At 64.8% G+C, this 20924-nt stretch carries 17 protein-coding genes; 12 read left to right on the top strand and 5 right to left on the bottom strand.

Features of this window, described 5'->3' with window-relative positions:
• Positions 1-11 precede the first annotated feature (11 nt).
• The 7 genes from V5B60_RS12625 (at position 12) to V5B60_RS12595 (ending at position 8398) form a co-directional block, all read left to right on the top strand.
• Positions 12-1706 carry a cbb3-type cytochrome c oxidase subunit I gene (locus V5B60_RS12625; RefSeq protein ID WP_332347350.1) on the top strand — a complete coding sequence of 565 codons (1695 nt, stop codon included), beginning with the start codon at positions 12-14 and terminating at the stop codon, positions 1704-1706.
• Between the two features lie 132 nt (positions 1707-1838).
• Positions 1839-2735, top strand: a complete 897-nt coding sequence (cyoE, locus tag V5B60_RS12620) for a heme o synthase (protein WP_332347349.1) — start codon at positions 1839-1841, stop codon at positions 2733-2735.
• 20 nt (positions 2736-2755) lie between these two features.
• On the top strand, positions 2756-3691 hold the full coding sequence (locus V5B60_RS12615) for an SCO family protein (RefSeq protein ID WP_332347348.1): 936 nt from the start codon (positions 2756-2758) through the stop codon (positions 3689-3691).
• 4 nt (positions 3692-3695) lie between these two features.
• Positions 3696-4178 (top strand): nickel-responsive transcriptional regulator NikR, encoded by a 483-nt coding sequence (gene nikR, locus V5B60_RS12610; RefSeq protein WP_332347347.1) that lies wholly within the window; start codon positions 3696-3698, stop codon positions 4176-4178.
• Between the two features lie 181 nt (positions 4179-4359).
• Complete coding sequence (locus tag V5B60_RS12605; protein ID WP_332347346.1) at positions 4360-5931, top strand: cytochrome b N-terminal domain-containing protein; 1572 nt, start codon at positions 4360-4362, stop codon at positions 5929-5931.
• Positions 5924-6421 carry a hypothetical protein gene (locus V5B60_RS12600; RefSeq protein ID WP_332347344.1) on the top strand — a complete coding sequence of 166 codons (498 nt, stop codon included), beginning with the start codon at positions 5924-5926 and terminating at the stop codon, positions 6419-6421. The genes V5B60_RS12605 and V5B60_RS12600 overlap by 8 nt, the downstream gene beginning before the upstream one ends.
• Positions 6422-6484: 63 nt before the next feature.
• Entirely contained in the window at positions 6485-8398 is a 1914-nt protein-coding gene (locus V5B60_RS12595) for a 2Fe-2S iron-sulfur cluster-binding protein (RefSeq protein WP_332347342.1), read from the top strand.
• A 78-nt stretch (positions 8399-8476) separates the two neighbouring features.
• Here the strand turns inward: V5B60_RS12595 and V5B60_RS12590 are convergent, their stop codons facing one another.
• Together V5B60_RS12590 and V5B60_RS12585 are read right to left on the bottom strand one after the other, a co-directional pair.
• Positions 8477-10153: an L-type lectin-domain containing protein gene (locus V5B60_RS12590; RefSeq protein ID WP_332347341.1), complete on the bottom strand. Its 1677-nt coding sequence runs from the start codon at positions 10151-10153 to the stop codon at positions 8477-8479.
• 616 nt (positions 10154-10769) lie between these two features.
• A complete protein-coding gene (locus V5B60_RS12585) occupies positions 10770-11612 on the bottom strand; it encodes a PEP-CTERM sorting domain-containing protein (protein ID WP_332347339.1) in 843 nt (280 codons plus the stop codon).
• Positions 11613-12162: 550 nt separating this feature from the next.
• Here V5B60_RS12585 and V5B60_RS12580 point away from each other — a divergent pair.
• From V5B60_RS12580 to V5B60_RS12570, 3 genes are all read left to right on the top strand, one after another.
• Complete coding sequence (locus V5B60_RS12580; RefSeq protein WP_332347337.1) at positions 12163-12702, top strand: helix-turn-helix domain-containing protein; 540 nt, start codon at positions 12163-12165, stop codon at positions 12700-12702.
• A gap of 277 nt (positions 12703-12979) precedes the next feature.
• Positions 12980-13123 carry a hypothetical protein gene (locus V5B60_RS12575; protein WP_332347335.1) on the top strand — a complete coding sequence of 48 codons (144 nt, stop codon included), beginning with the start codon at positions 12980-12982 and terminating at the stop codon, positions 13121-13123.
• A 353-nt stretch (positions 13124-13476) separates the two neighbouring features.
• Positions 13477-14106: a c-type cytochrome gene (locus V5B60_RS12570; RefSeq protein WP_332347333.1), complete on the top strand. Its 630-nt coding sequence runs from the start codon at positions 13477-13479 to the stop codon at positions 14104-14106.
• A gap of 99 nt (positions 14107-14205) precedes the next feature.
• Here the strand turns inward: V5B60_RS12570 and V5B60_RS12565 are convergent, their stop codons facing one another.
• The 3 genes from V5B60_RS12565 to V5B60_RS12555 all read right to left on the bottom strand — a co-directional run bounded on the left by V5B60_RS12565 (position 14206) and on the right by V5B60_RS12555 (position 17880).
• Complete coding sequence (locus tag V5B60_RS12565; RefSeq protein ID WP_332347331.1) at positions 14206-14787, bottom strand: TlpA family protein disulfide reductase; 582 nt, start codon at positions 14785-14787, stop codon at positions 14206-14208.
• Complete coding sequence (locus V5B60_RS12560; RefSeq protein WP_332347329.1) at positions 14784-16148, bottom strand: cytochrome C oxidase subunit I; 1365 nt, start codon at positions 16146-16148, stop codon at positions 14784-14786. Before V5B60_RS12560 ends, V5B60_RS12565 begins: the two co-directional genes overlap by 4 nt.
• An 832-nt stretch (positions 16149-16980) precedes the next feature.
• Positions 16981-17880, bottom strand: coding sequence for a DMT family transporter (locus V5B60_RS12555; protein ID WP_332347328.1), 900 nt, complete (start codon positions 17878-17880; stop codon positions 16981-16983).
• 168 nt (positions 17881-18048) lie between these two features.
• Here V5B60_RS12555 and V5B60_RS12550 point away from each other — a divergent pair, with 168 nt between their 5' ends.
• Both V5B60_RS12550 and V5B60_RS12545 read left to right on the top strand, forming a co-directional pair.
• The gene (locus V5B60_RS12550) at positions 18049-19305 is read left to right on the top strand and encodes a hypothetical protein (protein ID WP_332347327.1); all 1257 of its coding nucleotides are present in this window, start codon (positions 18049-18051) and stop codon (positions 19303-19305) included.
• Between the two features lie 188 nt (positions 19306-19493).
• Entirely contained in the window at positions 19494-20810 is a 1317-nt protein-coding gene (locus V5B60_RS12545) for a DEAD/DEAH box helicase (protein ID WP_332347325.1), read from the top strand.
• Positions 20811-20924 lie beyond the last annotated feature (114 nt).

Here is a 20924-nt window from a genome sequence, read left to right as displayed (position 1 = left end):
GAAACGAACCGATGGCAACGACTTACCGTACCTGCCCCGTCTCCGGGCTGCAGTTCGAGGACCAGGCCGAAAAGCTGATGCGCTGGAACGCCGTCGCCGGCGTCCTCGCACTGCTTGCCGGCGGCATCACCGCGCTGCTGGTGATCCTCACCCGCTGGCCCGCGATCAAGCTGCTGCCGGCCGACCAGTTCTACCTGATCCTGACGGCGCACGGCGTCGACATGCTGATCCTGTGGATCATCTTCTTCGAAATGGCAGTGCTCTACTTCGCCTCGTCGACGCTGCTGCGCTGTCGACTGGCGGCACCGAAGGTCGCCTGGGCCGCCTTCTGGCTGATGGTCGTCGGCAGCATCATGACCAACGTCGCCATCTTCCAGGGTGAATCGAGCGTGATGTTCACCTCCTACGTGCCGATGCAGGCAGCGCCGCATTTCTACCTCGGCATCATCCTGTTCGCGGTCGGTGCGCTGATGGGTTGTGGCATCTTCTTCGCCACGCTGGTCGTCGCCAAGCGTGAGAAGACCTACAGCGGATCGATCCCGCTTGTCACCTTCGGCGCGCTGACGGCAGCGATCATCGCCACCTTCACGATCCTGGCCGGCGCCGGCATCCTGCTGCCGACCCTTCTCTGGTCGGTCGGCATCATCAAGGAGATCGACGCGCAACTGTACCGCATGGTCTGGTGGGGCCTGGGGCACTCGTCGCAGCAGATCAACGTCTCCGCGCACGTCGCCATCTGGTACCTGATCGCCGCCGTCGTCTTCGGCGCGAAGCCGCTGTCGGAGAAGGTTTCGCGCTTCGCGTTCCTGCTCTACATCCTCTTCCTGCAACTCGCCAGTGCGCACCACCTGCTCTCCGACCCCGGCATGAGCGCCGAGTGGAAGGTGCTCAACACCTCGTACTTCATGTACTTCGCGGTAATGGCATCGATGATCCACGGCTTCACGGTTCCCGGTGCGATCGAGGCGGCACAGCGGCGCAAGGGCTACACCAACGGCCTCTTCGAATGGCTGCGCAAGGCACCGTGGGGCAACCCGGTGTTCTCCGGCATGTTCATCTCGCTGGTCAGCTTCGGCTTCCTCGGCGGCATCTCCGGTGTCGTCCTCGGCACCGAGCAGATCAACATGCTGATGCACAACACCTTCTACGTTCCCGGCCACTTCCACACGACGGTCGTCACCGGCACGACGCTGGCCTTCATGGCCGTCACCTACCTGCTGGTGCCGGTCCTCTTCAAGCGCGAGATGATCCTGCCGAAGCTGTGCCAGATCCAGCCCTACCTGTTCGGCATCAGCATGTCGATCCTCGGCCTGGTGATGATGGGCGCCGGCACGCTCGGCGTCTCGCGCCGGCACTGGGACATGGCCTTCTCCGGCGCGCCGTTCCAGTATGAGTGGCCGGGTGCTGCATACCTGATGATGGGCCTGACCGGGATCTTCGGCGTCCTCGCGGTGATCGGCGGCGGTCTCTGGATCCTGCTGGTGGTCGGCTCGCTGCTCTTCGGCAAGAAGCTCGACGGCGGCAAGGTCTCCGACAAACCGACGCCGTTGCCGGCGAACACGCAGGCGGCTTCCGCCGTGTCGCACGGTCACGATCACGTTGGGGTTCCCGGCACGGTCGTGCTGGCGTTGCTGCTCTTCGTCTGCTTCGTGTTGTACTATTTCGTCAACTGGAAGTACCTGTCGGAAGTCTGGCTGCTGAGCTGATCCGGCAACCATCCCCGCGCCACGCCGGCGCGGGGACCTGCCGCAATCGGGCTTGGCCAACAGGCCCGATCGGAGCAGGGACGCCTCCTTCGCCACCGCTTCATTCACCTGATCGCCACGCTATCGACGCCAATGCAATCGACCCTCCCATCGAACAGCACTCCCGGCCTCCCCATTCGTGCCATTCTGGGCGTCTTCAAGCTGCGCATCGGCGTCGTCATCACCTTCACCGCTCTGGCCGGGCTGGCCGTCAGCACGGGTCCCGCCCTGACGCCGCTGCAGTTGCTCGTCCTGGCCCTCTCGGTGCTCGTCTCGTCAGCCAGCGCGGGTGCCTTCAACCAGTATTACGAGCACGACAGCGATCACCTGATGGCGCGCACCAGCAAGCGCCCCTTCGTCACCGGCCAGCTCCGCCACGGTCCCGTCTGGCTGCTGCTGATCGCAGTGCTGATGACGCTCTCGGTCGGTGCTGCATGGATCGCGCTCAATGCCTGGTCGGCGCTGTTCGTCTTCCTCGGCGCCTTCTTCTACGCCGTCGTCTATACCGTCTGGCTCAAGCGCCGCACCTGGCTGAACATCGTCTTCGGCGGACTCGCCGGCAGCTGGGCAGTGCTCGCCGGCGCCACCGCTGCCGATCCGCAACTCGGCGCCGTGCCGCTCGCACTGGCTCTGGTCCTCTTCCTGTGGACGCCGCCGCATTTCTGGAGCCTGGCCATTGCCTTCCGTGACGACTACGCCGCCGCCGGCGTACCGATGCTGCCGGTGGTCGTCGGCGACCAGCGCGCCGCCAACACGATCTTCGCCAGCACGCTGGCGCTGGTCGCCGCCAGCCTGCTGCCACTCGCCTTCGGCCTCGGCCCGATCTATTTCGCCGGTGCGGCGGTCGGTGGCTTCCTGTTCATCCAGAAAGCCTGGCTGCTGACCAGGCAGCCCAACCGCAAGACGGCGATGGTCTGCTTCCACGCCTCACTCATGCAGTTGACCCTGGTCCTTGGCGCCGCCATCGTCGACACACAGCTGCGCTTCTGACTCGTGACGGGCCACATGCCGTGATTCGACGAAACGTCCGGCGTCGTCCCCAGCCGACAGTCCGGCTGTCGCGGTTCCGGGTAGAGCTGCTCGGCTTCCTCGCCATCCTGCTGGTGCTGGCCGCATACCCGCTGCGCGCCGCCGATGAGGCGGCCGGCGAAAGGCCCAGACTCACCGCCCGGCCGCAGGGCGCCACCGGCGCCCTGACGCTGACCACGCTCGACGAGCAGGCGGCGTTCGCGCTGTCGCAGGCCGCGGTCGGCAAGCAGGTCGGCGATTTCGTCCTGCTCGACCGCCAAGGACGACCGGTCGAGCTGTCGCGCTATCGCGGCAAACCGCTGCTCGTCACCTTCATCTACACCGCCTGCTTCCAGGTCTGCCCGACGATCACGCGCAACCTGCAGAAGGCCGTCGACACGACGGTCAGCGTCATGGGGGCCGATCGCTTCAACGTCATCAGCATCGGTTTCAACCAGCCCTTCGATTCGCCGGCTGCACTGGCGGACTTTGCGCGGCAGTATGGCATCCGCCTGGCGAACTGGGAGTTCCTCAGCCCGGCCCCGGCGATCGTCGGCGAGCTGACGACCAATTTCGGCTTCAGTTACGTCGCCACTCCGGCCGGATTCGACCACATCAACCAGGTGACGCTGGTCGACGCCGAAGGGCGGATCGTCCGCCAGGTCTACGGCGAGAAGTTCACCGCCGAAGACCTCGCTGAACCGCTCAAACTGCTGATCACCGGCTCGGCGATCCCACCCGAGACCGGCACACTGCAGGAGATCATGGAGCGTGTACGCATCCTCTGTTCGATCTACGATCCCGTCACCGGCCGCTACCGCACGAACTACTCGCTCTACTTCCAGTTTGCTGGCTTCATCACCTTCGTCGGCTTCCTGATCTACCTGTCGATCAACTTCTGGAGGAACCGGCGTCGCGGCGAAGGCCAGGCGCACTGACGAAATGCAGCGCTTCACCATCTCGCTCGAAGCGCCACTGGCCAAAGCCTTCGACGGACTGATCCGCAGCAAGGGCTATCGCTCGCGTTCGGAGGCGATCCGTGACCTGCTGCGGCAGCACCTCGGTACGCATCAGTTGCAGCATGACGAAGCACCATACTGCATCGCCACCCTTTCCTACATCTACAACCACCATCAGCGCGAGCTGGCCGAGCGACTGACGGCGCTGCAGCACCGCCACCACGACCTGACGCTGTCGGCCATGCATGCCCACCTGGATCACGACAACTGCATCGAAGCGGTCTTCCTGCGGGGGCCGACCAAGGCCGTGCGCGAGTTTGCCGATGCGCTGCTTGCCGAACGCGGCGTCCGCCACGGCCAGCTCAACCTGGTACCGGCGGAACTCGTCCAGGAGCCGCATCAACACCAGTCTGCGCCCGGCAGCGGTGGCACCCTGACACACGTCCATAGCACGCCGAAGACCTGAACGCAGTCAATGCCGCCAGAGGGCGCGCTGCCAAGCGGCGCCCGATGGCGCGAGCGGCATGGCAGCCCGCGGCCAGCCCCCGTTGATGCCGGTGGATTTGACCCGTGTCAATTCGCCGCACGCGGGCAATCAATATAATCAACGGCTAATAGTTACCGGCGGCACGCGTCCTGGTCCTCCCGTGAGTTTCCACAGAATTCTGCGCAAAGGCGCGAGCAGCGTCTTCCTGCGCATCGAAGAGGCTCTCGACGGTCCCTTCGGCGGCGGCGACAATCCGCTGCGCCATCTCGGCGCCCTCGGCCTCTACCTGCTCTGGATCATCGTCGGCAGCGGTCTCTATCTGTATACCGTACTCGATACCGGCATCGATGCCGTCTACCAATCCATCGGCGACCTGTCGGGCAAGCAGTGGTATTTGGGCGGCATCCTGCGCAGCTTGCACCGCTATGCCTCGGACGCTTTCATGCTGGTGATGACGCTGCACCTGATCCGCGAATGGTGCTACGGGCGCTACCATGGTTTCCGCCTCTACTCCTGGATGACCGGTGTGCCGCTGCTCTGGCTGGCGTACATCAGCGGCATCGGCGGTTACTGGATCGTCTGGGATCAGCTCGCACAGGTCTCGGCCACCGCGACGGCCGAACTGCTCGACTGGCTGCCGATCTTCAGTGAGCCTTCGGCACGCAACTTCCTCACCCCCGACTCGATCAGCGACCGTTTCTTCACCATGCTGGTGTTCATCCATATCGGCGTGCCGCTGCTCCTGATCCTCGGCCTCTGGGCGCACGTGCATCGCATCAGCCACGTCGACTACCTGCCAAGCAAGCGGGTGATGCTGGCGACGCTGCTGGCACTGCTCATCCTCTCGCTGGTGCAGCCGGCGCTCAGCAACCCGCCAGCCAACCTGGCGATGCTTCCCGGCGCCCTGGACTTCGACTGGTTCATCCTCTTCATCCATCCACTCACCGATCTCACCTCGCCGGCGCTGGTCTGGCTGCTACTCCTCGCTCTCACGGCGCTGCTCTTCGCCCTCCCCTTGCTGCCCCATCCCGCACCGGAGCCGGTTGCGCTGGTCGATCCGGCCAACTGCACCGGCTGCGATCGCTGCCTCGCCGACTGCCCCTACGCCGCGATCGCCATGCAGCCGCACCCGTTGCGCCCGGGCTTCAAGCTCGCCGTCGTCGATAGTGACCTCTGTGCCGGCTGCGGCATCTGCGCCGGCTCGTGCCCGTCGTCCACGCCCTTCCGCCGCCGCGACAAGCTGGTCACCGGCATCGACATGCCACAACGACCGATCCATGCGCTGCGCGAGGAACTCGAGCAGGCAGTGGCGGGGCTCAGCGGCCCGCAGCGCATCGTCGTCTTCGCCTGCGCCCGTGGCGCCGACGCGAGGGGGCTGGCGGCTGCCGACACGGCGGTGATGCCGCTCCTCTGCGCCGGCATGCTGCCACCATCCTTTGTCGAGTACGCGCTGCGCGGTGGCGCCGACGGCGTGCTGCTGAACACCTGCCGCCCAGGGGGCTGTGACTTCCGGCTTGGCGATCGCTGGACGCGCGAGCGCCTCGCTGGTGAGCGCGAACCGCACCTGCGGCAAACGGTCCCTGCCGCCCGACTGCAGTTCTGTGCCGCTGCCGCCGGCGATGAGCCGACGCTCAGTGCTGCCCTGGACGAACTCAGGGCCCGCCTCGGCAACGAGGCGCTGGCCAGCGACAGACTTCCACCCTACCTGCGGAGAGTGTCCAACCATGCCTAAACCCGTCGCCATCATCGGCCAGGTGATCCTCTACGGTGCTTTTGCGGCCTTCATCGGCTACTTCGCCACCTCGCCGAAGTACCGGCAGATTGCCGACGACGTCGCACTGATCAAGCTGTCGATCAGCCACCTCGGCGACCGTGAATGCCGCAAGCGAACGCCCGAGGAACTGGCGAAGATGCCGCCCAACATGCGCGCGCCGATGGACTGCCCGCGTGAGCGCTCGGACATCAGGCTGGAAATGGATCTCGACGGTCAACCGGTCCTGCGGACGGTGATGCACCCGACCGGCCTCTACAAGGACGGCGTGTCGACGATCTACCGGCGCTTCGAGGTGAAAGCCGGCAGCCACCAGATAGCGGTGCGGATGAATGACAACCTCGTCAAACCCGGCTTCAACTTCGTCAAGGAAGAGGAGATCAACCTCAGACCCGGCCAGGTGATGGTGATCGACTTCAACCCCGACAAGGGTGGCCTGTTCTTCCAGTGATCGCCACGCGCGACCAACGGCCGTCTCCCGACGCCTCCCCAATTTCCTGAGCTGACATCGATCATGGTCAAGTTCCTGCAAAAAATCCTGCGTTGGCTGTTCATGCGCATCGAGAACGTCTTCAACGTCGCCTTCGGCGAAAAATTGAACCCTTTCTACCACCTCGGAACGATCAGCTTCTGGCAGTTCTGGCTGCTGGTCATCTCGGGTCTGTACCTCTACATCTTCGCCGACACCGGTGTGCACGACGCCTTCGAGTCGGTCGAGAGCATCACCCACGACCAGTGGTGGGCCGGCGGCATCCTGCGCAGCATCCACCGCTACGCCACCGACGGCATGATCCTGACCATGCTGCTCCACATGCTGCGCCACTTCGCCTACGACCGTTATCGCGGCTTTCGCTCGTTCTCGTGGCTGACCGGGGTCGCCCTGCTGTGGCTGATCTACATCGCCGGCGTAAATGGTTTCATGCTCGTCTGGGACAAGCTGGCGCAGTTCGTCGTCATCGCCACGGCGGAGTGGTTCGATATCCTGCCGATGTTCAACGGCACGTTGATCCGCAACTTCCTCTACGTCGAGAGCGTCAACAGCCGGCTGTTCACCCTGCTCGCCTTCATCCACATCGGCGCGCCGCTGATCGTCGCCTTCATCATGTGGGTGCATGTGCAGCGCGTGCCACGCGCCCACATCAATCCGCCGCGGCCGATCGCCATCGCCGTGACGCTGATGTTCCTGGTGCTGTCTCTGGTCAAGCCTATCCTCAGCCAGGGCGGCGAGGCCGACATGTCGGTGGTGCCGACCAACATCGACTTCGACTGGTTCGAGCTACCGGTGCTGGCGCTCGTCTACGTGACCAACCCGCTGCATCTCTGGTACTGGGTTCTCGGCCTGACGGCCCTCCTCTTCCTGGTGCCCTGGCTGCCGCCGAAGAAGCGCGGATCGGCGCAGGCGCTGACCTCAATCACCTTCCATCCCGACCGGCGTGCGGTCAGTGCGCGCTTCGACGAGACGCTGCTCGACGCCGGCCTGCGCCAGGACATCGACCTGCCCTACGAGTGCCGCAACGGCGGCTGCGGCGTCTGCAAATGTACCGTCCTGCATGGCCGCGTCGACCCCGGCCTCTACCAGCCGAGCGCGCTGTCCGACGCCGAGCTGGCGCAGGGCAAGGTCCTCATGTGCTGCGCCACGGCGCTCGAGGACGCCGAGATCGAGTACCAGGCGAGTGCCGTACCCAAGGCCTTCCGCGAATTCACCGCGAAGGTCGTGCACATGCACCGGCTGACGCACGACGTCATGCAGGTGCTGTTGCGCCTCCCCGACGGCGAGCGGATCAGCTTCAAGGCCGGCCAGTACATCAACATCATTCTCGACGATGGCCAGCGACGCGCCTTCTCCTTCGCCAACCCGCCGCACCAGCCCGACTTCGTCGAACTGCAGATCCGCCTGATGCCCGACGGCCGCTTCACGACGCACGTCTTCGAAGCGATGAAGGAAGGCGACGAGGTCCGCTTCGAGGGACCGATCGGGGACTTCACGCTGCGCGAGTCGGAGCGGCCGATCGTCTTCGTTGCCGGCGCCACCGGCTTCGCGCCGGTCAAGAGCATGGTCGAGGATGCCTTCCAGCGCGGCCTGAAACGAGAAATCCATCTCTACTGGGGGGTGAAGACCCTCAAGGACCTCTACCTGCCCGAGCTGCCGGCCCGCTGGGCACGCGAGCACGCGAACTTCCACTTCATCCCGGTTCTTTCAGAGCCAACGCCGGAAGACCAATGGAGTGGCCGGACCGGCCTGGTGCACGAGGCGATTCTCGCCGACTTCCCCGAGCTGAAGCAGCACGAGATCTATGCCTGCGGCTCGGTGCGCATGGTCGAAGCGATCTTCCCCTTCCTCAAGCAGCACGGAGCCGAGGACGGCGCCTGTTTCTCCGATGCCTTCAGCGTCTCGGCACGCTCGATGGCGCTTCAGCCACGGAAATGACGCGACCTCTGCGGCCACCATCGGCTCTTCCGACTATCGGCTCACGTGGTGGCCTTGCATCGCTCGCACGATCCCATCTCATTTGCGTCGCAAGCAACGCACCCACCATGCGGTCCATCGCCCACCGCACCGTAGGCCACTGCCCTTTACCCAACCCTGCTCCGCCAATCGACGCCGCCGCATCCTGAAAGCCAGTAACGTCGATCCCAAGCCAAAGAGAGCAGGCGTGGACGGCTCGGGAACCGAGGCAAGAACGAGATCCCATTGCAGGATTCGGTGTTCATTGAATCCATCACCAGTCCCGGCGGTAAAACCAAAGTAGACGTCCGGACCAAGCAAGCCAAGAACATCAATTGAGTCCGCAATCAACGGAGTTGATGGCTTGGTACTACTGTCATTCAGAAAAACCTCCCACCATCGAGAAACCGGGTCGTAGTCGATCCATACGTAGTGGACCACGTCATCATTCAGCGAGAACGAAGGGCTTGCGAGATTGCCATGCCGTGCTACGTCGCCATCAGCAACGAAAGCCACATGATTGCCGTTGCCATCGAAGGCATTCTGGTGCGTATCGAATTCGATGGCAAGACTATGACTGATCGCGGGCACGAGAGTAGTTCCAGTTCTGGTCAAGCCGAAACCAAGCCCCTCCCCGGCATTGCCGAGCGCTGATTGACCCCGTGGGTCACTCTGAATCACAAAAGCAAATCCGTCAGCGCCCTTCGTTCCATTTCCATTGACGCCACCTGTCGAGAACGAGAAGGCCGTCTCGATGCTCGTCTTTGGTGTAATGTGGTACGGCACGGTCAGAAAAGCACTACCCGCCTTACCCGGCTGGTCGGGAGTGAGTTGCAGGACGTTGCCCACAACCCCTGCATCCCCGTTGATTGTGAGGATCGAGTGGTCGCTGAAATCCGGTAGCGATGTGTAACTGATGCTGTCGAGATTCACGCGCTTGAAACCGCTGACTTCGGCGGCGAGCAAGACGTCGGCATCCGAAAGCACGCCATGATGCATGCCAACCGACGGCTGGTAGCCATGCATCACCATGGCACCTTGCGGGTAAGGGAGCACGGGGTGACCACCGCCAGCACTTGAATAAGGCATCTGGGTACCCGCAAACGGACCATGCAGGATATCCACATCGCCGTCCTTGCCGATATCTGCAGACTGAAGCCGGCCATAGTAGATATTCAGGGCATGACCGATTTCATGAACCGCATTGTCCAGAAGACTGGTATCGCTGCCACTGTAGCCACCCCCGGGCTGCTGAGTGCCCGGAAATCCCGGCGGCTGACTGACCGCGTAGGCCCATCGACCCGTATTCAGGGTACCACCGCCAAGGTCAACGGCGACCGATTTGATGGGCCCATATTCTTCGCCTTGTCGCGGAGTGGGATCCAGAAACCACACACGACCTGGCCTGTTCAAAGTGTTCGAAAAACGGATCTCAGCCTCCGCGACTCGTCCTGTCGTGGAATCGAGACGACTTGCATAAGTAACGCCATCTGACGAAGGGGTATGACCCCACCCGTAGTTGATCGTTACCGTGTAAGGGTCGGTGAAGCGACTTTCCCAGGCCGCCGCCGCCGCCGCAAAGACATCCTGTATGTTCCCAGTTCCGACAACGGTCGTCGGAGGGTTCAATGCCAGCTCGCCTGAGTGCGGAAAGTACTGCCCCGGCTGAATGTAATTTCCTATTATTTCGAGGGCCATTGCAGAGACCGGTACGGCGGTTAGCCACAGGATGCCCATGCTAGATCCCAAGCGCCAACCTCTCTGCCTGACCCAGTGGCCGATTCGAATCTCCCTCAAATTCCATGACATGCCGTTCACAAGACCTCCGCTTTTGGTTCCAGTGTTAACATGTGACGCCCACCGCCTGGTTGGCGGAAATCCGCCGGAACCTGACGCTCATTGAAGTTGCGGCAACCCCGGATGATGCAGGAAGATGCGCCTTGGAAAGCGGCGGGCAGAGGTCGTGCAACATTTCGGCGGCCCAACCGAGCAAACCAACGTGACCCTCTGGACCGACTCGTACCCCAATTGCTGATATTGAGCTCATACTCAACGGTGCATCGCAAAACGGTCCGGGAGCGGCACCGGGCAACCAGCGCCGCGCTCCGGGCGTGGTGGTTCGCCGAAAATCTTCCGTTCTCCTTGCTGAAAGCGCTCCTCGGCGCCAAGTCCCAGGTGGTCCAAGGCACAACCACATCTTTCTCAGGGCCAAAGCGGCGCACTGGGCAACGACAGTCGGGAACTTGTCGCCGCTGAAGACCCGATCCCTGGCCCCAGCCTTGTTGCTCCGAAGTCGCCGTCGCTTCACCTGCCGACCTGTTCAACTCTTCGATGATTCGTATGCGTCGGATCATCAGGGCAAGTTGCCAGAGAGCCTCCGACGAAAAACTATGATTCCCAAACCCAGCCAAACCAAGAGGATAGATCCTGGCTCTGGAGTAACCATCGCGGTCATGAATGTGTTCTCTATCCGTACCACTTCCAGATATCCACCGGTAGGGATGTATTCAACATAGTCCAGGCTGATAAAGTCCACAACGGTCAGATTACCGACGTAGAAGGAGTCCCACGGAGTTTGTTTTCCGCCCTCTTGATTCCCGCAGCCAAGAAATACATTGACTTCAAGTTCCTGACAGGTAATGCCCAAGTGAAACGAGGACCCATCCGGCGTGGCCAGGGTTTTTTCGACTACCCCAGTCAATGCCAACCCACCGGAGTTCGCGAACTCACCAAACTCAACCTTGAGCGCTGCGGTGCCCAGACCTACCGGATGGAAGTCACCATGGACATCCATGTAGAAGCCGCTATATTCAATGTCGTATTTCAAGGCGTCCGTGTAACTTACGCTTCCGAACAGCGGCGGGCCACTTTCTATTCGCCAAGGATTAGTGCCTGCGGTTTGTCGCGGCTCCAGGACCAACTTCCCAGTAGTTCCCCATGCCGATATACCTGCACCGCCGAAGTCGCCGACAAGAGCCTCGAAGTTGTGGAACTTCATAGTTTCTTTATGATTCGCCCCAAGCGGACGGGAGGCGACAAAGTAGTTACCTGGAATCAGCAGTTCGGCAACCGTGCAGGGCGCGGCCTGAGTGCATGTCAATTCGGCGGCATGCGCATGGCCAAGAATGAGCGGGAGAAAAAGCGCGAGAGTGACTCCGATCGCCAAGTGAATTCTGACCAACGTTTGCTTCAACATAACCGTGTTCCCTTCAAAGATGTTTCTGGAATAGTAAATCTAGACCGCTGTCACGACACGGTGAGCAAGGCACCGTTTACACCGTTTGGGATCCTCGTAGCGGCCACCTCCGTCGGCCGCGGAACATTCGCCGGAGCATTCCCATGTCCGCCAACGATCACACCGGTTGTGTCGCTGAATGCACGCAACCAGCGAGGCTGGCACTCAAGGATAATGTCGGCGCCGACGGGCTTCCGCGCGCGACAAGGCCGCACCCCGCCCGGAGGCAAGCCGCGGCTTTCATCTCCTTGTTCATCTCCAGTTCCAAGTCCAGGGTGTGCTGATCAAGGTTTGCCCGAGGCCCGCGTCACACAGCGAGCCTTGCATCTTGATCGAGGGTCCTCCCCAACTGATTTATAAGCAAGATCAGGGCCAATTCTTGGGACGATTCCAAAGACGCCATAACAAATTCTCGGGGAACCCCAGCGCCTCTCGGGGCGTGGACAGGGGTTTCACTGGCATCTCATCGGAAAGGGACTAGACTGATAGTGAAACCCGCAGGGGTGACATCATGACCATCGAAGACCAGCCATCGGGCATCAACCCGCTCCGCACGACGCTGGCCCGGGCGTATCGCGCCGCTGCCGAGAATCGCTATCTGCACCGGCTGCATTGTGTCTTGCTGATGCTGCACGGCCTGTCAAGTGCCAAGGTCGCTGCATGGTTCTTCCATGACGAAACGACCGTGGCCGGCTGGCGCCGGCGTTTCGAGCGCTTGGGAACGCAAGGACTTCTCGATCAAGAGCGCGCCGGGCGCCCCTCGGCTCTGGACTTGGAGCAACTGGCGGAACTGCAGCGGTGCCTGCGGCGACCACCTGCCGAGAGCGGTTTTCCGACAGCCATAAAATGGCAAGGCAAGCTGGTCGCTGCATGGATCGAGCGCTGCCATGGCCTGCATCTGAGCCTGCGGCAGTGTCAAAGGCTGCTGCGTGATGCCGAAAAACGGGATGCCGCGGCCGACGCCCGGCGGCGGAACCCATCACGGCCACCACCGCCGGCGGCGACTGGCGACAGCCGGCGTGGAATCAGGCGTTCAGCAACGCAGCCATAGGGCGGCGACAGGTCACCGGCAGCGTGCCAGGACGAGGTGAGCGACTTCTGTCGTTCACAATGGGCACACGAGCCTGTGACCGACAATAAGCTGCCCGGCGGAGGCGATGATGTAAAAAATTCCGACACCTCGAGAGGTTGAAGTGGGGTCGATAGTCGCCTCGGCGAGCACTTCGAACACCCTTGCAGCAAATTCTTGATGACTGCGGCACGCTCCGATGTGCGAAAAGTCACACCCCGATACCAATCGTCCATCTCGCAGAAGAGCTCACTGGCCCATGAACCGCAACAGGCTCGGCTCGGTGCACATGGTCGAAGCGATCTTCCCCTTCCTGAAACGGCACGGCGCCGAAGGCGGCGCCTGTCTCTCCGATGCCTTCAGCGTCTCGGCACGCTCGATGGCGTTCCAGCCGCGGCAGTAGGAGACGCCGCTACCTCGCCGGCAAAAGTGGCGCCCTGCCGGCCGCGGTGAACGGAGCCGCAGCGAACCGCGATCAGCGCGACCGGGGCAACTCCGACAGGCACTCGAACCGATCCTCATCGGAAGCCGACGCCAGCGCGGGCGACGCGGTCCGCCCATCGCTCGCCGGACCGCGGCCCATGGCGCGGCAAACCTCCTGGCGCCATGCCCGCCGTCGCATCGCGGCCGTCGTGTCCGTCTCGTCGGCCCGCCGGCGCGAAGCGTCGAAGGCCGGTACCAGGCGTGATTTCGTGCAGGATGCGGTCACCGCGCCTTACAATGGCGGGAAAGGTTCCAACGACAGGGAGGCTACCCATGAAAACAGCGATTCTCGTCCGGCCAGGCCGCCGTCTGCCGCTTGCCGCATTGCTCGTTGTCCTGTTTCCGTTGGCAGGCCACGCTGCCGACCGCAGCGGCAAGGAAGTGGTCGATACGGTCTGCATCACCTGCCATGGACCCGGCAAGGATGGCGCCCCGAGAATCGACGACCGGGCGGAATGGGCCAAACGGGCTGCCAAGGGATTGGACAAGCTCAATGAGAACGCCATCACCGGGGTGCGCAAGATGCCCGCCCATGGCGGCCAGGCGGCTCTCACCGACCTCGAGATGACGCGCGGCGTCGCCTACCTGGTCAGCGGCGGCGCGGCGGCCGATCCCCAGAAGCCTTACACGCCTGCCCGAATCCGCAGCGGTGAGCAGGTGGTCAAGGAGCGCTGTCAGGAGTGCCACGCCGACGGCAGGAACGGCGCCCCCAAGATCGGTGACATCGACGCCTGGAAGCCCCGCTTGCGGAACGGCGTCGCCCCTCTGGTCAACTCCGCCATCGGTGGCCACAAGGGGATGCCGGCACGCGGCGGCATGGCGAGCCTGAGCGACGCCGAAATCCGCGCAGCCGTGAACTACATGGTCGGGCAGACCGCGGGCGCAGCTGTCAAGAACCACTGAGCGCAGGAAACGACCGGCCAGGCGGCGGGCCATCTTCGAGCAACCGCATCCACTGCCCACCGCCGGAAGGTCGGCCGAAACCGCCGCCATGCAGCGGGCTCAGTCCCGGGTGAGCCGCAACAGGATCGGTTCCAGCGTCGCTTCGTCGAGCCGGCCGAGGCGGCTGCCCTCGAGCCGCCCGTCGCGGTCGATGAGGACGGTGGTCGGCAGTCCGCGCACCTGCAGCGCGGGCGTCTGGCTGCCGGCCGCGTCGCCGACGAGCAACGGGTAGGCCACCGGCGTCCGGCTGACGAAGGCCTGCATCTTCTCCACGTCGTCGATGCCGATGCCGACGAACTGCACGCCGCGGGCCGCGAACTTTTCCTGCAGGCGCGAAAAGGCCGGCATTTCCTCGATGCACGGCGCGCACCAGCTGGCCCAGTAATTGACCACCAGCACCTTGCCGCGCCACTGTGCCATCGCCTGCGGCTTCCCGGCGAGATCGGGCAGCGTCAACGCCATGATCGCGTCGACCATCGCCTGCCCCTGCTCCGGCGGCATCTTCGCCGCCGCGATCAGTCCCGGCGGCATCGCGCCCGGCGCCGGTGCCGGCTGCAACAGGCGATGGCCGAGCCAGCCGATCGTCGCCAGCGTCGCCACGCCGGCGGCGAGCGCGAGCGCGAGCGCAGTCTGCCGCTTCATCGCCGCTTGCCGCCGGACATCGCCTTCAGGCAGACGAGGACGAACATCAACCCGCCGATGACAGCGATCAGTCCGCCGAGCCCCATCATCCCCATGCCGACCTTCTGCGGCAGCGTCGTCAGGAACTGGTCGGCGCCGGCAACCTTGCGCTGCACGCCGTAGCCACCCGACCACGCCAGCCCAAGGACGTGGATCAACTGCCCGGCGCCATAGACATAGGGCTGCCAGATGGCCATCGCTCCCTCAGCGCGCGCAAAGCCGAGCAGCGGCAGCAGGACATAGGCGAGCCCCATGAACGCCAGCGTCACACCGACCGTCGAGCCATGATAATGCGCCGGGATGACGACATTGACGCCGTGGATCGCGTAGCCGAGGACACCGCCGAGTGCAAAGAGGACGAACGAGGAAACCAAAGCCGACTTCGCCGGGTCGGCTGCCGCGCGGCGCACGCCCCACAGCGCCATCACGCCGACGAGCAGCAGCGGCAGCATGTACGGATGACCCCAGATCATCAGCTGGGCGAACAGCTCGACATGCGGCAGCGAGCCGACCGGCACCAGCAGGTAGATCGCGACCACGGCGAGCAGCGGCAGCGCCGCGACGACGAACATCAGCGACTGCGCGCGGGGCGAGACCGGCGCCGGTCTGCCGAGCGCAGCGGCGACCCACAACCAGGCAACGATCATCAACAGCGAATGCTGGAACTGCAGCGTGTGCCCGCCACCCCAGAAGATCACCTCGTAGTAGATCTGCCCCTCGACCCACGGCACCAGCCACCATGAGACGAAGAATGCGGCCAGCGAGAGCAGCGCCGCCAGGGCGCCGAGAAAGGAAGCGAGGCGCAACGGGTCGGCGAGGAAGGGCCGCGGCCACGAGGTGAGCAACGCGCGCACGACGGCCAGCATCGTCCCGGCAGCGAAAATCCACAGCGAGGCAAAGAACAGCGGCTGCTCGAGAACCGGGATGTAGTTGTTGAGCACCGGTTCCGCACCGGGAAAGAATGGCGACACCGTCATCAGCGCGGTACCCAGCGCCGCCAGCGCGAAGCCGCTCCAGCCGAGCCAGGCGAGACCCGGCCGACCGAGCGCCGACCATATGACGACGGCGAAGGCCATGAACCAGACGGCCACCGACAGATCGACATGCACCACCAGTGCGGCGCGGAAGAGGTCCTTGAGCGGGAACACGTCCTGGATCCCCGGCGTCCGCGACAGCACCAGCAGCACCGCCAGCAGACCGGAGCCGATCAGCGCCATCACCCCGAGCCACAGCCAGGCGCGCGCCAGTGCCACCGGTGTCCCGGCATCGGGTAGCGGGACCGCTACCGTCGCTGCGGGAAGTGCTGCCCCATCTTGCTTCATAACTGCCTCGGCCGGGAAAAGGCGCAGAGTATACGGTGGGCAGGCTACCATCGCCAAGCCGCGGACGGCAAGTCCGGGGGCGCCCGAAAGGCCACGGCAGTGCCGGCGCTACCCCCTTCCGTGCAGGCCCTCGCACCCGGCGGCAACCACTGCCACCGAGGGATGCCCGGACGCGTACGGGATCCTGTCGCACCTGTTGCGAGAACGATCTCCTTGCCACTGGCGAGGCGATCGCGGCAATCGAACGGTCGCAGTGATGTCCCGTCAGCAACCGCGAACGCCGCACCACCCGTTTTCCGACGTTTTCCGCCGAGTTACCCCGGCAAGGGAAAGTCCGATCATGAGAAGCGTGAGCATCCTCTTCATCGCCTGCACGGTTTTCGCGACACGCTCAGGTCGCCGGACAAGAGTGCGCTGCACATCGGTTCGATCGCATCGTCGGCATCGCCGAGACCTTTCGCGGCAAGGTCGTGGCTCAGCTCGAAAGGCTGTCGTCGGAAGGCCTCAACGTCCATGATCAGTACGACCAGTTGATCCCCGGGGTCGAATCCGGAGCGTTACGGGACCTCTTGTCGAACCAGGCCTGTTCCAGACCTACCAGCGCGATACCGGCGAGGCCCTGAGCGACTGTCGATAGCCCTCACCGTCAACGGCAGGCGTTGGCGAGCGATCCGGGTTGGATTCGATCCGCGGGTCGTCATCGGCAAGACGGGTCAGGGCTTGGCGGGAGAGGTGGAACGTGTCGCCGCAATCGTCGCTGGACCATGAGACAGGGTCGATCGGCGGGCGAAATCCGGAACAGTGCGTCGCCGACGCGGACGCCGGGCGACGCCTAACCGCGCCCCGCCAGCACGACGCCGGCGAGGACGAGGACGGCGCCGGCGATCTGTGCCGCCGACAGTGGCTCGTCAAGGACGAGCCAGCCGAAGAAGATCGTCAGCATCGGCCCCAGCGTGCCGATCAGCACCATCCGCTCCGGGCCAATGCGGCGGACGGCCGCCGACTGCATGAAGGCCGGAACGACGGTCGACACGATCGCCATCGCAACGCCGTAGAGCAGCACCGGTCGCGGCTGCAGCAGCGCCGACAACGGCCGCGTGGCGAGAAAGTGCAGTTGCGTCGCCAGCGTCGACACCAGCATCGCCAACGCGGTGAAACGCGCGGCGCCGAGCCGGGCGATCGCCGGACCGCTGCCGGCAACGTAGATCGCATAGCACAGCGACGAGGCGAGGACGAAGGCACCACCGACGAGCACGGCATCGGTCTCGCCGGCGACGCGCAGGTCGTGCGCGAAGGCCAGCGCGATCCCGGCATAGGACAGCAGCAGTGAGACGATCTCGCGCCGGCCGAGGCGCTTGCCCAGCCACAGCACGGCAATGATCAGGGTCAGCGTCGGGTAGGTGAACAGGATCAGCCGCTCGAGGCCGGCCGAGATGTACTGCAGGCCGAGGAAGTCGAGCATGCTCGCACCGTAGTAGCCGAGCAGGCCAAGCACCAGCACCGCCAGCCAGTCGCTGCGCGTCAGCGGCGGCGCCGAACGGCTGGCGGCAAGGCCGACCCAGAGGAACGCCGGCAGCGAAAAGATCATGCGCAGCGAAAGCAGCGTCACCGCATCGACGGGAGCGGCCGCGTAAGCCAGCTTGACGAAGATCGCTTTCAGCGAGAAGCCGAGCGCAGCGAGCAGCGCGAGGGCGACCCCGACGCGTTCGGCGGACCAGTTCTTGCAGGGCATGCTGGGCATTCGCAACGGGCAAAGGCGAATGATGCCGCCTGCGCCCGCCAGCGGCAACCGGCAGCGGGGCCCTGGCTGCTGGCTGCTGGCTGCTGGCTGCCGGAGCAAACGGTATCCTTGGCGAGCAGCGGGTGCTAGCATGCCGATGCGTCACCCGGACGAATCAGGATGAACGGCAGCAAGCGCACGCCGCGCCAACCCGCAGCCAGCAGTCGCCAGCACGCAGCCGGGCCGGCCGCCGGGTTGCCGCACGGCGGGCCCGGCTGGCTGGCTCTCTTCCCGCTGCTCGTGCTGGCCGCGTGCGCCGCCCCCGGTCCGCCGCCACCGCCGCCACCGCCGGTGCTGGTCGCCGAAAGCACCTGGTGGCTGGTCGACCGGGAGATCGCCGCGGCCGCGCGCGCAGCGACCGTCACCGCCGGCGAACACGCCGGCGCGGCGATGGCGAAGTGGCGCCAGCGCGTTCGGCATTACTGCGAAGCGGACTTCATCCCGTGGTTCACCAGCTACGGAACACAGCAATGGCTGGCCATCAAGGTTGCCTGGTACCGGCTGGGGAACGAGGAACCGACGGATCCGGCGGCCGCCCGACTGGCAGCCTACCTGCAGGAACAATACCAGGAGCGCGTCCTCACCCCGGTCGCACGCGAGGTCGATCCGGCGGTGGTGCGGGAGACGGCGGCGCGCATCTACCAGCGCTCGCTCGGCACCGCGCTGGCCGGCATCCGGCAGCGTCACGGCGTTCCCGCCGACCAGTTCGACCGGCGCCTGCAGCGGATTCCGGCGATCTCGCTGGCGCCACCGCCAACGCACGACGCGTCGCTTCTGCAGTTCATCCACGCCGACCCGCTGACCGCGCTGCCGGCCTACGGCGCCCTGCTCACCAGGATTCGCGAGGCCGCCGACGGCAACGGCGGCGGCGCCGACTCACGCCTGTCGCCGGCGGCCCGCCGTGCCAGCGAGCAGGCGCTGGCGCGCCTCACCGCCAGCGGCGCCGCCAGCGCCGCGGCGGCGATCGTCGGCGGCGTGCCGGGAGTGGTCATCTCGCTCGGCGCGTTCGGCGTCGGCCTGGCGGCGCATGAGAAGCAGCGGCCGGAGATGGAAGCGGAACTGCGCGCCAGCCTCGACGCCGCGCTCGAGGAAACATGGTTCCGCCTGGTCGAGGATCGCTCGAGCAGCGTCATGGCAGCGGTTCATTACCTGTCGACGCGGATCGACGATGAACTCACGCCGGCGCGGTCACGGCCGGTCGAACTCGCTCCCGGACCACGGGAAATCCCGCTGCCCCCAACGCCCGGCCTCGACGTCGAAGACCTGCGCGATGCAGCCAGCCCGGACGAGGCCCGGAGCGAAGCCGAAGCCGAGCCCGAAGCCGATGACGACACCGAGACCGGGGACCAAGACCGCGACGTCGAATCAAGATACTGAACATGCCGGGGTGCAGACGTGCTAGCATCCGCCGTCCCCGCAGCGCCACCCGTCAGTCTTGGCGCCGCTCCGATCCGGCCTGGCGTCCCTGCCCAGGCCTGCCCACACCCATCGCATCGTTGGCCCAGACTGGTTCGTGCATTGGCGATTCGCCAGGCACGCAGGGTGAACGCCTGGAGTCTGCACGCTTGAAATTCACTGAACTGGGCCTCGTGCCCGAGATCCTTCGCGCCATTGCCGAACAGGGATATGAAACCCCCACCCCGATCCAGGCCCAAGCCATCCCCGTCGTCCTCGCAGGGAACGACCTGATGGCCTGCGCGCAAACCGGCACCGGCAAGACCGCCGGCTTCACCCTGCCCATCCTCAATCGCCTCGCCCAGGCTGGTACCGCCGGGCCGGGCAGGATTCGCGTGCTCATCCTGACGCCGACACGCGAACTGGCCGCACAGGTCGAGGAAAGCGTCGCCGCCTACGGCGCACACCTGCCGTTCAGGTCGCTCGTGATCTTCGGTGGCGTCAGCATCAATCCGCAAGTGGCCGCGCTGCGCAAGGGTGTGGACATTCTCGTCGCGACACCCGGCCGGCTGCTCGATCACGCACAGCAACGCCACGTCGATCTTTCCGGGATCGAAGTGCTGGTGCTCGACGAGGCCGACCGCATGCTCGACATGGGATTCATCCACGACATCAGGCGCGTCCTCGCGCTGCTCCCGAAGAAGCGGCAGACGCTCCTCTTTTCGGCGACCTTCCCGGACGAGATCCGCGAACTCGCGAGCAACTACCTCAGCGCACCGAGGTACGTCGAATCCGAACGCCGCAACACAGCCCCCGAACTGGTGACGCAGTACGTCTACAAGGTCGATCGCGAACGCAAGCGCGACCTGCTCGTCGAGCTGATCCGCGACAAGGGCTGGCATCAGGTACTCGTGTTCACGCGCACCAAGTGGGGTGCCAACGGGCTCGCCGAAAAGCTGCTCAAGGCCGGCATCGAGGCCGCCGCGATTCACGGCAACAAGAGCCAGAACGCCCGTACGCGCGCGCTCGCCAGTTTCAAGAGCGGCGAGCTGCACGTGCTCGTCGCGACCGACATCGCGGCGCGCGGCATCGACATCGACGAACTGCCGCAGGTGGTCAATTTCGAGTTGCCCCACGTCGCCGAGGACTACGTGCACCGCATCGGCCGCACCGGCCGCGCGGGAATGGCGGGGCAGGCCGTATCACTGGTCTGCGTCGACGAACATGGTCTGCTGCAGGACATCGAGCGTCTGCTCAAGAAGAGGATCGACGTACTCGAACATCCCGGCTTCGCCCCCGACCCGTCGATTCGCGCCGAGCCGATCCAGGCGCGATCGTCGGGTGCCGCCGGCGGCCAGCGTCCGCCGGGCACTCGTCCCGGTGGCGGAGCAGCCCGCGGCAATCCATCGCGCGCAGCGGGCGCTCCGCCGAGTGGCGGCGCCCGCTCGGGCCCTGCTGCGCACCGCAGCGGCAGTCGCCACCGCTGATTGGTGAAAGACTCTGCAACGAAGGGAGATGGCTTCGCCGCTACCTCGCTCGTCATACGGACAATCCGCGCCGCATGGTCGGGCAGCCCCCTGCTCGCCGGACGCCGGATCTCG

The sequence above is a fragment of the Accumulibacter sp. genome, assembly GCF_036625195.1.
Classification (GTDB): Bacteria; Pseudomonadota; Gammaproteobacteria; order Burkholderiales; family Rhodocyclaceae; genus Accumulibacter.
The sequence above is the reverse complement of the archived record's forward strand: the minus strand, read 5'-3'. Positions and strand labels throughout refer to the sequence as shown.

Bases quoted from the DNA above. Each gene is read 5' to 3' on its own strand.
- V5B60_RS12625 (WP_332347350.1), top strand. From the start codon at position 12: ATGGCAACGACTTACCGTACCTGCCCCGTCTCCGGGCTGCAGTTCGAG.
- cyoE (WP_332347349.1), top strand. From the start codon at position 1,839: ATGCAATCGACCCTCCCATCGAACAGCACTCCCGGCCTCCCCATTCGT.
- nikR (WP_332347347.1), top strand. From the start codon at position 3,696: ATGCAGCGCTTCACCATCTCGCTCGAAGCGCCACTGGCCAAAGCCTTC.
- V5B60_RS12600 (WP_332347344.1), top strand. From the start codon at position 5,924: ATGCCTAAACCCGTCGCCATCATCGGCCAGGTGATCCTCTACGGTGCT.
- V5B60_RS12595 (WP_332347342.1), top strand. From the start codon at position 6,485: ATGGTCAAGTTCCTGCAAAAAATCCTGCGTTGGCTGTTCATGCGCATC.
- V5B60_RS12590 (WP_332347341.1), bottom strand. From the start codon at position 10,153: ATGGGCATCCTGTGGCTAACCGCCGTACCGGTCTCTGCAATGGCCCTC.
- V5B60_RS12585 (WP_332347339.1), bottom strand. From the start codon at position 11,612: ATGTTGAAGCAAACGTTGGTCAGAATTCACTTGGCGATCGGAGTCACT.
- V5B60_RS12580 (WP_332347337.1), top strand. From the start codon at position 12,163: ATGACCATCGAAGACCAGCCATCGGGCATCAACCCGCTCCGCACGACG.
- V5B60_RS12575 (WP_332347335.1), top strand. From the start codon at position 12,980: ATGAACCGCAACAGGCTCGGCTCGGTGCACATGGTCGAAGCGATCTTC.
- V5B60_RS12570 (WP_332347333.1), top strand. From the start codon at position 13,477: ATGAAAACAGCGATTCTCGTCCGGCCAGGCCGCCGTCTGCCGCTTGCC.
- V5B60_RS12565 (WP_332347331.1), bottom strand. From the start codon at position 14,787: ATGAAGCGGCAGACTGCGCTCGCGCTCGCGCTCGCCGCCGGCGTGGCG.
- V5B60_RS12560 (WP_332347329.1), bottom strand. From the start codon at position 16,148: ATGAAGCAAGATGGGGCAGCACTTCCCGCAGCGACGGTAGCGGTCCCG.
- V5B60_RS12555 (WP_332347328.1), bottom strand. From the start codon at position 17,880: ATGCCCTGCAAGAACTGGTCCGCCGAACGCGTCGGGGTCGCCCTCGCG.
- V5B60_RS12550 (WP_332347327.1), top strand. From the start codon at position 18,049: ATGAACGGCAGCAAGCGCACGCCGCGCCAACCCGCAGCCAGCAGTCGC.